6 protein-coding genes are annotated in these 10,861 nt (G+C 74.7%); 3 read left to right on the top strand and 3 right to left on the bottom strand.

Going from position 1 to position 10,861, the window contains the following annotated elements; genetic code table 11:
• Positions 1-53: 53 nt before the first annotated feature.
• The gene (locus AC3ERT_RS23395) at positions 54-1,745 is read right to left on the bottom strand and encodes an MFS transporter (RefSeq protein ID WP_435176588.1); all 1,692 of its coding nucleotides are present in this window, start codon (positions 1,743-1,745) and stop codon (positions 54-56) included.
• Between the two features lie 347 nt (positions 1,746-2,092).
• Between AC3ERT_RS23395 and AC3ERT_RS23390 the strand changes: the two genes are divergently transcribed.
• Both AC3ERT_RS23390 and AC3ERT_RS23385 read left to right on the top strand, forming a co-directional pair.
• A complete protein-coding gene (locus AC3ERT_RS23390; RefSeq protein WP_435176586.1) occupies positions 2,093-4,111 on the top strand; it encodes a protein kinase domain-containing protein in 2,019 nt (672 codons plus the stop codon).
• 138 nt (positions 4,112-4,249) lie between these two features.
• Positions 4,250-6,109: a DUF2264 domain-containing protein gene (locus AC3ERT_RS23385; RefSeq protein ID WP_435176584.1), complete on the top strand. Its 1,860-nt coding sequence runs from the start codon at positions 4,250-4,252 to the stop codon at positions 6,107-6,109.
• A gap of 93 nt (positions 6,110-6,202) precedes the next feature.
• On the opposite strand, the gene AC3ERT_RS23380 is transcribed toward AC3ERT_RS23385, so the two are convergent.
• Entirely contained in the window at positions 6,203-7,480 is a 1,278-nt protein-coding gene (locus AC3ERT_RS23380; RefSeq protein WP_435176582.1) for an MFS transporter, read from the bottom strand.
• 116 nt (positions 7,481-7,596) lie between these two features.
• Here AC3ERT_RS23380 and AC3ERT_RS23375 point away from each other — a divergent pair, with 116 nt between their 5' ends.
• Positions 7,597-8,496, top strand: coding sequence for a LysR family transcriptional regulator (locus AC3ERT_RS23375; RefSeq protein WP_435129651.1), 900 nt, complete (start codon positions 7,597-7,599; stop codon positions 8,494-8,496).
• Between the two features lie 21 nt (positions 8,497-8,517).
• Here AC3ERT_RS23375 and AC3ERT_RS23370 read toward each other — a convergent pair whose 3' ends face one another.
• Positions 8,518-10,695 carry an alpha-L-rhamnosidase-related protein gene (locus AC3ERT_RS23370; protein WP_435176580.1) on the bottom strand — a complete coding sequence of 726 codons (2,178 nt, stop codon included), beginning with the start codon at positions 10,693-10,695 and terminating at the stop codon, positions 8,518-8,520.
• Positions 10,696-10,861 lie beyond the last annotated feature (166 nt).

Below are 10,861 nucleotides of genomic sequence, written 5' to 3'. Positions count from 1 at the left end.
GAGGGGGGGGGGGGGGGGGGGGGGGGGTGGGAGGCCCCGCCGCGGCCGCCGGCTCAGCTCCGTTCCGCCGCCAGCGCCGCCAACTCCCGGGCCACGGCCCGCTCGTGCGCCTCGGCGTCCTCGCGGGCCCGCTTCGGGCGCCACCGCCCGGTCATCACGAACACGAACGGCAGGAACAGCACCTGCCCGCCGACGCAGATCCACCACCAGTCGCGCCACTGACCGGGGCCGTCGGCGGACGCCTTCTTCACCCGGGCGCCGTAGGCGTCGAGCACCGCGAGCTGCGGTTTCGCCCGCGCCACCACGGCCAGATCCGCCGGTCCGACCTCCTGGACGGCCTGGGCGGTCAGCGCCGCGGGCGCCTTGCCCGCGGGGTACCTGCCGAGTTCGGCGAAGAGCCGCGGGTGCTGCTGCACGATCGCCAGCGCGGGCGCGGCGGACCGGGAGGCCGCGCTGACCTGCGGGCCGTGCTCGACCAGCGGCGTCACCGACGTGACCAGCACCGGGATGAAGGCCGTGGAGACCGCCACCACGACCCGGACCGTCCAGCCCCACACCGCGAGGCCGGCCGCGGTCGCCGCCGGGTCGCGCTTCTCGACGGTCTCGGTGAAGCCCGCCATCCACGGCCCGTACGCGATGCCGCTGAACACGCCGATGCCCACGAACAGCCAGGCGAAGGTGGAGTATCCGGTGTCCGGGTGGGTGGCGCGGGTGGCGAAGAGCGCGGTGCACACGATCGACCCGAGCGCGCCGGCCACCATGAACGGCTTGCGGACCCGCAGCCGGTCCGACAGCAGCCCGACGGCGACCAGCGCGATCGCGTTCGCCGCCCAGTACCAGTTCGCCAGCGCGTTGGCGCGCTGCTCGCCGTAGCCGAAGGTGGTCGCGAAGTAGACCACGAAGTTGCCGACGGCCGCGTAGTACAGCAGCAGGAACAGCGCGATGGCCAGCGCCGAGCCCGCGACGTCCGGCCGCAGCACGCGCCGCCACTCGCCGCGCCGGGCCGCCGGTGCGACGCCCTTCGCACGCGCCTCCACCAGCGCGCGGTCCCGCAGGCTGACCATCACCTGGTCCCGGACGGCGGGGGCCAGTTCGCGCAGGGCCACCAGCGCGACCGCGAACACCGCGAAGCCCGCGATCGCCGAGTAGCGCAGCTCGTCCTGCCAACTCGAGCTGTCCAGCGTGTGGCTGGTGACCATGGTGACCACGAGGCTGCCGACCACCGGGCCCATCGTCCAGGACCCCATCGCCGTCGCCCGCCCCAACTGCGGGGAGAAGTCCCTGATCAGCGCGGGCGTGGCTACCAGGACGACGCCCTCGACCAGGCTGACCAGCGCGAAGAGCACCAGGTAGGCGGTCTTGCCGCCCGCGTGCGGCAGCCCGAAGAACACCAGTGCCGAGGCGGCCAGCAGCCCGTAGACCACCATGTTCGCCCGGCCCCAGCGGTCGGCGAGCCCGGCGAGCAGCGACGCGAACGCGCCGACGGCGTTGCCGACCACCGAGACCCACACGAAGTAGCGGTAGGTCATCCCGAAGTGCGTGATGATCGAGGTGGCCACGGCGTACTGCACGTAGAGCATGTAGTAGAGCACGACCGTGGTGAGCACCACGATCGCCAGGCAGCCGAGCCGGCGGGCCGTGGGCGGGTAGCCGGGCAGGTCGCGCCGGTAGAGCCGGGCGAGCGCGCCGGGCGCGCCCGGCGCGCCGGGTCTGCCGGCGTCGAACGAGGTCGGGGTGGCGGACATACGTCTCCTCCTGGGGTGCTGGACCCGGGGCACGCGCGGGCGGGGCGGGCGGTGCGGGCGGTGCGTCAGGGCGGGGCGGGGCATGTCGGGGCGTGGCGCAGGGCGCACGGGGCGTCGCGCGTCGCGGACGGCACGGCATGGACCGCGGGTCGCTGGTCGCGGGTCGCGGCCGAGGTTGCGGTGAGGGTAGTACCGACCGGTCGGTATGCCTAGGGGGTGCGCGGTGGCAGGCGAAGGTTGCCGGTGGCGGCGGGGACGGTGCGGGGTTTGTGCGGGTGTCGTCACAAGCCCGGTGGGCGGCGGTGCGCTGATGGCGGGGGCCGGGCGGACTCGGATACCGTGCGCGCATGGGTGCGCAAGGGGGGACGGGTGAGCCGCGCGGCGTGGATCTCGGCGGGAGCGGTGCGGCTCCGCTGACGTCGGAGGACCCGCGGCGGATCGGGCCGTACCCGCTGGTGGGCCTGCTCGGTGTGGGCGGGATGGGCCGGGTGTACCTGGGGGTGGCGGAGGGGCGGTATGCCGCGGTGAAGCGGGTGCTGCCGGTGCTGGCCCAGGACGCGGACTTCCTGCGGCACTTCCGGCACGAACTGGACAACCTGGCGCGGCTGCCCGAGGGCGTGAGCGTGCCGCTGCTGGAGACCGGGCGCACCGAGAACCCGCCGTGGTTCGCCACCGCCTACATCCCCGGCCTGACGCTGACGGAGGCGGTACGGCTGCACGAAGGGCCGCTTCCCCGGGAGGCGTTGTGGTACCTGCTGCGTGAACTGGCCGCCCGGCTCAAGACGTTGCACGCGCTGGACATGCTGCACCGGGACGTGAAGCCGTCGAACGTGATGGTCACGGCCGACGGGCTGTTCCTGATCGACTTCGGTATCGCGCGCGCGGCCGACCAGAGCCGGTTGACGCGGACCGGGATGGTGATCGGCACCCCCGAGTACATGTCCCCTGAACAGGCGGCGGGCAAGGGCGGGTTGACCGGCGCGGCGGACGTGTTCGCGCTGGGCAGCCTGCTGTACTTCGCGGGCACCGGCGAGACGCCGTTCGGCAGGGGCTCCGGCCTCGAGGTGCTCTACCGCATCGTGCACAACGAACCGGACTTCGACGCGCTGCGCGAGGTCGATCCCGACCTGGCCGGCATCGTCGCCGACTGCCTCGACAAGTCCCCGGCCACCCGGCCGTCCGCGGCGGACCTGCTGGAGCGCTGCGCTCAGGGCCCGGAGGACGCCGGTCCGGCCTGGCCGGCGGCCATCGCCGAACTGCTGGAGCGGCGGGCCGCGTTCGCCGCGGACGTGCCCGCGCCCGACGAACTGACCGTCGCCACGGTGGACCTGAAGTCCGCGGGTGCGGAGAGCGCGGAGCGTGCGGAGAACGCGGGGGCGGCGGCGGGTGCGGCCGGTGCGGCCGGTGCGGTGGCCGCCGCCGGAGCGGGCGGCGCGGCCGGAAAACCGCCTGCCGCCGAAGTCGCGCCGGTCGGCAGCCGTTCCCCGGAGGCGGCAGCCAAGTCCGCGCCGGAAAAGCGGCGTTCGCGCACGCTGCTGCTGGCGGTGCCCATCGTCCTTGCGGCGGGCGGCATGACGGCCGTCAGCCTGCTGCCGCACGTCTTCTCCAGCACCGACGGGAAGTCGTCCGACCCGCCCTCGGTCGTCCTGACCTCCGGCTCCACGTCCGCCTCCGCCTCGCCGTCGTCCACGACGCCCCGCCGCTCGCCGTCCGGGTCGCCCTCGACGCACTCCTCCGGCAAGGGCAAGGCGTCGGGCTCGGGCGGCACGAAGGGGGGATCGGGGTCGGGGTCCGGCTCGTCGGGCGGGAACGGCGGTTCGTCCTCCGGGGGTTCCAACGGCGGTTCGTCCTCCGGCGGTTCGTCCTCGTCGGGCGGCTCGTCGTCCGGAGGCTCGTCCGGCGGTTCGTCCTCGGGCGGCTCGTCCGGTGGCTCCAGCGGGGGGAGCGGGGGCACCAAGATCGGCTCGGCGGGCACGTACCGCGTCAAGGAGGCGTCCGACGGCACCTGCCTCGTCCAGGACACCAGCAGCGGCGCCCCCAGCACCTACGCGAAGAGCGGCGCCTGCTCCTCGTCGAACGCCTACGCCGAGTGGACCTTCAAGCCCGTCTCGGGCAGCACCTTCGAGGTGGTCAACAAGGGCAGCGGTGCCTGCCTCACCGCCTTCATGCAAAGCGGCTGGACCAACATGGACACCTGCGGCTCGAAGTCCGGCCAGGTCTGGCGGATCGGCAGCACCGTGTCCGGCGGCAGCACGCTGGAGAGCACCACCTACTCCCAGTGCGTGGAGCTGGACACCGCCAGCTCGGCGAAGGTGGCGGGGTGCAACGCCGGGAACTCCACGCAGCTGTGGAAGTACGCGGGATAGGCGCCCCGGCGCAACTCCGGCCTCCCACCGGCCCGTTCCCTCTCCCGCTCGCTGCGGCCGCCTGCCGCGGGCGTTGACGCGCGCCGACCGCAGTTGCGAAAATTATCGCAACTTCACTCTCCGGGGAGGCATGACCCGATGAACACCGGGATCGGCGGCGGCGCGCGGGCTCGCGCGGACCTTCAGGCGTACGTCGGGGAGATGGCCGCGGCGCTGGTGCCGTACGCGAGCCCGCACGGGGCGCGGATCAGGCTGGGGCTCAACCTCACGCACCACGACGACGCCGCCGCGGACCTGGAGGGGTACGCCCGGCCGCTGTGGGGGCTGGCCCCGCTGGCCGCGGGCGGCGGCGACTTCGCGCACTGGGAGCTGTGGGCGAGCGGGCTGGCCGCCGGCACGGACCCCGAACACCCCGAGTACTGGGGCGACATCGGCCACTTCGACCAGCGCCAGGTGGAGACCGCCGCGATCGGCTTCGCCCTCGCGCTGGCCCCCGAGCGCTTCTGGGACCCGCTCGACGGCAAGGCGCGCGACCGGGTCGGCCGCTGGCTGGCCGCCTCCCTGCACCGCTCCACCCCGCCGAACAACTGGAACTTCTTCCCGGTCATGGTCGGCCTCGGCCTGGACCGGGTCGGCTTCGCCCACGACCGCGACGCGCGCCGCACCCGGCTGGACACCCTGGAGTCGTACGACCTCGGCGACGGCTGGTACGCCGACGGCGACACCCCCCAGCGCGACTACTACGTCCCCTGGGCCATGCACTTCTACGGCCTGGTCTACGCGGCGCTCGCCGGGGCGGAGGACCCGGCCAGGGCCGAGCGCTTCCGGGAGCGCGCGGCCCTCTTCGCCGCGGACTTCCGGCACTGGTTCGCCGACGACGGCGCCGCGCTGCCCTTCGGCCGCAGCCTCACCTACCGCTTCGCGCAGGGCGCGTTCTGGGGCGCGCTGCCCTACGCCGGGGTGGACGCGCTGCCCTACGGCGAGGTACGGGGCCTGCTGCTGCGGCACCTGCGGTGGTGGCGGGCCCGGCACGAGCAGATCGCGCCCGACGGGGTGCTGTCGATCGGGTACGGCTACCCGCAGCCGCTGATGGCCGAGCAGTACAACGGGCCCGGGTCGCCGTACTGGGCGATGAAGGCCTTCCTGCCGCTGGCACTGCCGGCCGGGCACGCGTTCTGGGCCGCGGAGGAGGAGCCGCACCCGGCCGCACGGCCCACCACGGAAACACCCGACCCCGAAGCACCCGCCGCCGAACTGCCCTCCGCCGTACCGGAGCCGGCCGGCCGCACCGTGTCCGTGCAGCCGCACGCCGGGGTCGTCCTGATGCGCTCCGGCGGCGACGTGACCGCGCTCAGCGGGCTCCAGCACGGCAGGTGGGCACGGGCCGGCGTCGCGAAGTACGCCAAGTTCGCCTACTCCACCCGCTTCGGCTTCAGCGTCCCCGCCGGGGAGAGCGGCCTGCTGCACGGCGCGTACGACTCGGTGCTCGCGGTCAGCGACGACGGCCCGCAGGAGGAGCCCGTGCACTTCCGGGTCCGCGAGGTGAGCGAGGACCCGCACACCACGCCCGACGGCACCGTGCGTAGCACCTGGCACCCCTGGCCCGACGTCGAGATCACCACCTGGCTGACCGCGGCGGCGCCCTGGCACCTGCGGACCCACCGCATCCGCACCGCCCGGCCGCTGCTGACCGCCGAGGGCGGCTTCGCCGTCGACCGCGACGGCGGCATGGCCCGGTCCGAGGGCGCGCCGGGCAGCGCGCTCGCGGTGTCCGCGGCCGGCGACCTCAGCGGACTGCGCGACATCGGCGACGGCGCCGCCCGTACGGGTGAGGTCCTGAACGTGCTCCCCGGCACCAACCTGCTGGCCCGGCGCACCGCGCTGCCCACCCTTACCGTCCGGCTGGCACCGGGCGAGCACTGGCTGCGCTGCGCGGTGCTCGGCGCGTCCCCCGCCGACGCCGCTTCCTGGGACACCCCGCCGGACCCGGCCCACTGAACCGACCCACCGACCGGCCCACCGACCGGCCCCGGTTCCCGGGACACCGCCGAACGCGGGCGGTGCCGGAAGGCCCGCCCGCGGGGGGGTGTGTCACCGCCGGGCGGGGGCGCCGGTCGCGGCGCGGCGGCCGAGCAGCGCCACCGCGGCGAGCATGAGCAGCAGGACCGCGGTGAACCAGGTCATCGCCGTGGTGGTGCTGACGTCGAGGGTCGCGACACCGACGCCGAGGGCGGGCACGCTGAGCCCGACGTAGGAGATGAGGAACAGCCCGGCCAGGGCCTCGCTGCGCTCGGCGGGTGCGGCCGCGGCGGCGACGGCCCCGACCGCGGCCTTGAAGAGCACACCGGCGCCGATGCCGGACAGGATGCCGCCGGCCAGGAAGCCCGGCAGGCTCGCGGTGCGCATCCCGGTCAGCAGCACCACCAGGCCGATGGCCTCGGCGGCCAGGCCGAGGCGGCGCTTGGCGGCGGTGCTCAGCGGACCGGCGAGGGTCTGCGCGACGGCCGCGGCACCGAACACGGCGAACACGATCGCCCCGGCCAGCAGCCGGGAGGGGTGGTGCAGCGTGCCCGCGACGAAGCTCGCCGCGATGGAGGTGAACAGGCCGAAGACCGCGAAGGAGGCGAACCCGGCGGCGGCCGCGGCGATGTAGGAGGGCCGGTCGCCGTGGTCGGCGCTGATCCGCTGCGGCCGGTAGGCGGGACGGACCGGCTGTGCCTCGACGGTCTCCGGGGTGAGGGCGACGCCGACCGCGCTGAGCGCGAGGAGGACGGCGAAGACCAGGAAGGGCACCCGCAGCGGCGCGCCCACGTACTGCGCCAGGATGCCGCCCACCAGCGGGCCGACCCCGAGACCGCCGATGTTGGCGGCCGTCGAGACCAGTTCGAAGCGCTGGCCCGACGCGCCCGGGCGGTGCGCGGTGTGCAGGTCGTGCAGGTGCGCGGTGGCCGTGGCGGTGAGCATGCCGACACCGAGCCCGGTGACCAGCCGCCCGGCCAGCAGCAGCGGCAGCGACGAGCCGGACAGGAACAGCAGCGCGGCCGCGGTCTCCAGGCCCAGCGCGGGCAGCAGGATCTTCTTGCGGCCGACCCGGTCCGAGAGGTGCCCGGCCAGCACCAGGCTGATCACGACGCCCACGGCGAACGTGCCGTAGACGACCGTCACCGTGAAGGTCGAGAACCCGTCGCGGGCCGCGTACAGGGGGTAGAGCGGGGTGGGCAGGGCGGAGAACGCCATCCCGGTGAGGAACGCGAACGCGATCAGCCAGAACCCGGAGCCGTGGCGGCGGCGGTGGGTGGCCGCCGGGAGGACGGGGTCGGCGGGCGCGAGGGCGGTGCGCGGGGTGAGTCCGAGGAGCGGCGAGGTCATGGCGGCGCGTCCGTTCTGGATGGGGAAGGAAGCACCCCCAGATTCCGTCCGCACCGATCATCACGTCAAACGAAAGTTATTGACACCGACGATCAAATGAAGAGATGGTTGCGCCCATGGATCTGCGGCAGCTGGAGTACTTCGTGGCGGTCGTCGAGGAGGGCAACTACACGCGGGCGGCGGCGCGCCTGCACGTGGTGCAGTCCGCGGTCTCGGCGTCGATCAAAACGCTGGAGCGCGAGCTGGGCGCGCAGCTTTTGGACCGCAACTCCAAGCGGGTGCTGCTCACCGACGCCGGGGCGGCCCTGCTGCCCCGGGCCCGGGTGGTGCTGGACTCCGCCCGCGACGCCGCCGACGCGGTGGCCGAGGTGCACGGCGGGCTGCGCGGCACCCTGCGGCTGGGCACCATGACCTCGGTGGAGCTCATCGACCTCCCGACGCTGCTGGGTGAGTACCACCGCCGGCACCCCGGGGTGCTGTTGCAGATCAGCGCCGCCACCTCCGGGTCGAGGGGGCTGGTCGACGCCCTGCGGGAGCGGCGTCTCGACCTGGCCTTCGTGGCGCTGCCGGGCGCGCGCCCGGCCGACGTGGAACTGACCGGGCTGGCCTCCTCGGTGCTGGACCTGGTGGTGCCGGCCGACCACCCGCTGGCCGGCCGCGGCAGCGTGGCCGTCACCGAACTGGCCGGCCTTGACTTCATCGACTCGCCGCTCGGCTTCGGCACCCGCAGCGTCACCGACGCCGCCTTCACCGCCGCCGCGGTGCCGCGCACGGTCGCCATCGAGATCCCCGACATCGCGACCGGCGCGGCGTACGTCCGCCAGGGCCTGGGCATCGCCTTCCTGCCGCGGTTCGTGCTCGGCCGCGCCGAGGGCCTGGCGCGGCTCACCGTCACCGGGGTGGACCTGCGCTGGCCGCTGTCGCTGGCCGTCCCCACCGACCGGGCGCCCAGCGGCGCCGCCCGGGCGATGATCGCGCTGACCCGCGACTTCGTCCGACCGCAAGGCGCGCCGTGACGGGCGCGCCGCGGCAGGAGGTCAGGCGGGGCGGACGGTGATCTCGCGGGTGCCGGCGGGCAGCCCGATGAGGACGACCCGGCCGTCCTCCGCCCGGGCGGCGTGGGCGTACGCCCGGCCGTCGGCCCACGCGGTGGCGCCGTCGACCCTGACGGTGTACCCGCCGGTGGCCGGTACGGGGACGGCGACCTCCGCGACCGCGCGGCGCGGGGCGGAGACGGTGAGGTCGAACGTGCCGTGGCCGCGGTCGTGCCAGGACACCGCGATCACCCCGGCAGGGGTGGTCAACTGCCCTTCCGCGCGGCCGAGTCCGCCCGGGTGCGGGGCGATCCGGTAGCCGGCGGCCGAGCCGTCCGCGGCGGGTGCGATGCCCAGCAGCCAGAACGTCAGCGCCGAGGTCGGGCCGGTGGACCAGCCGTGCGCGGCGCTCATGTAGGAGCCGGAGTAGTCCGAGCTGCCGTCGGTGCGGTAGCCCTCCCAGAACGTACTGGCCGTGCCCTGGGGCGCGTCGAGCATGTAGCCCCACTCGCGGCGGATCAGGTCCAGCGCGGTGGCGGCGCGACCCGCCGCGAAGTGCGCGTGCACCTCCATGCCGCCGGGGAACGGGTGGACCGCCTCGGCGCTCTTCTCCGGGCTGAGCGCCCCGACCGGCGTCCAGCGCGCGCCGAGCGCGGTGCTCACCGCGGCCGCCCGGTCCGCGTCCGGCACCAGGCCGAACCACACCGCCAGCGCGTTCCCGTCCTGCGGGTGGAGGGCGGAGCCCGGCTTGTCGCGGTAGAGACCGGCGCCGCTGTCCCAGTAACCGGCCGCCTCCACCGCGGACTTGAGCGCGGCGGCGCGGGCGGCGCTGTCCTCGGCGGTCGCGGTGTCGCCCGCGGCGCGGGCCAGCGGACCGGCGGTGGCCAGCGCCCGGTACATGATGGCGTTGGCCTCGATGTTCTTGCCGTCGGAGTCGGTGCGCGCCCAGTCGGCGGCGGCCGTGACGTCCAGCAGCCCGTCGCTGTCGATCTTGCCGGTGATGTAGTCCAGCGCGGCCTTGTACCGGGGGTAGATCCCGGTGGTCCACGCGGTGTCACCGGTGTACTGGAGGTAGGCGGCGGTGCCGATCAGCGTCCACAGGTGGTAGGCGTCGGAGTTGCCGATGAAGTCGACGGCCGGGCCCGCGTAGGGGAGGGCGCCGCTGTCGGCCTGGTGGTTGTAGAGCGTCTGGAGGGAGTCGCGGACCGTGCGCATGTCGCCGAGGGAGACGTAGTCGGTGAGCACCGAGATGCCGAGGTCGCCGGGCCACACGGTGCGGTCGCGCTTGGCGCCGTCCACGAGCACGGTCTGCCCGGCCTCGCCGATCCGCGCGCCGTTGTTCCAGCCGACGGCGGGCGGTCCCCAGACCCGGCCCTGGTCGTTGGCCACGATGTTGGTCTGCACCGTGTAGGCGCCCGCGTACCAGACGCGGGTCAGCAGGTCGTCGTCGCAGGAGAAGTAGTTGGGGTAGGCGCGCAGGTCCGCCGTATTGGGCGCGAAGGTGATCTCCACCTGGACGCCGGTGAGTTCGACGGTGCCGCCGGACTGGTTGACGACCGTCAGGTAGCGGAAGCCGCCGCGCAGCTGGCTCGTCGGGTCGGTCGCGTCGGTGCCGGCGACGGGCATGTCGGTCGCGGTGCTGATCCGGCCGGACGGCGCGGCCGGATAGACCACCGGGGGCTCGTCGTTGCTACCGCCGTTGGAGCCGTCGCTCGACGCGGTGCTGACGTACGTCGACAACTCGCTGTAGGTCAGGCCGAGTTGCTGGCCGGCGTCGGTGCCGGCGCCCACGGCGAGGGTGACGTAGCCGCCGACCTCCTTGCCGAAGTCGAGGGTGACCGACGCGCCCGCGCCGCGCAGCCGGGCGGCGGCACCGCGCTTGCGCAGCAGGCCGCCGGCGCCGCTGACGCTGCCGGTGGTGGCGTACACGGCGACGGGGATGAGGGTGCGGCCGGCGGGGGAGAGGTTGAAGGCGTCCCACCGCCCGCTCGGGGCGGGGCGCGCGCCGGATGCCGCCGCGAGGGGCGCGGTGCCCTCGGGAGCCGGCGCGGCGGCCGGGGCGGGCGCCGCGGCCTGGGCCGGTATCCCGCGCAGCGCCGCTGCGGCGACCACCGAGGCGGCGCCCGCGCGAAGGACATTCCGCCGCTTCGGCCCTGGGCCCGGTTCCGTGCTGTGCGACATGGCTCGCTCCTTGTCGAAGCGCCGGCGTGGCGCCGGCGGTCTCGGACACGCTCGGCAACCGGCTTCGGCGCAGCGGGGATTGAAATGTTTCAGCTCTGACCGGTGGACACGCTATCCACGGCTCACCGGTGCGGCAACCGTCGTGCGGGGACCGGTTTTCGGCCGG

The organism is Actinacidiphila sp. bgisy145 (assembly GCF_057708125.1).
The sequence above is the reverse complement of the archived record's forward strand: the minus strand, read 5'-3'. Positions and strand labels throughout refer to the sequence as shown.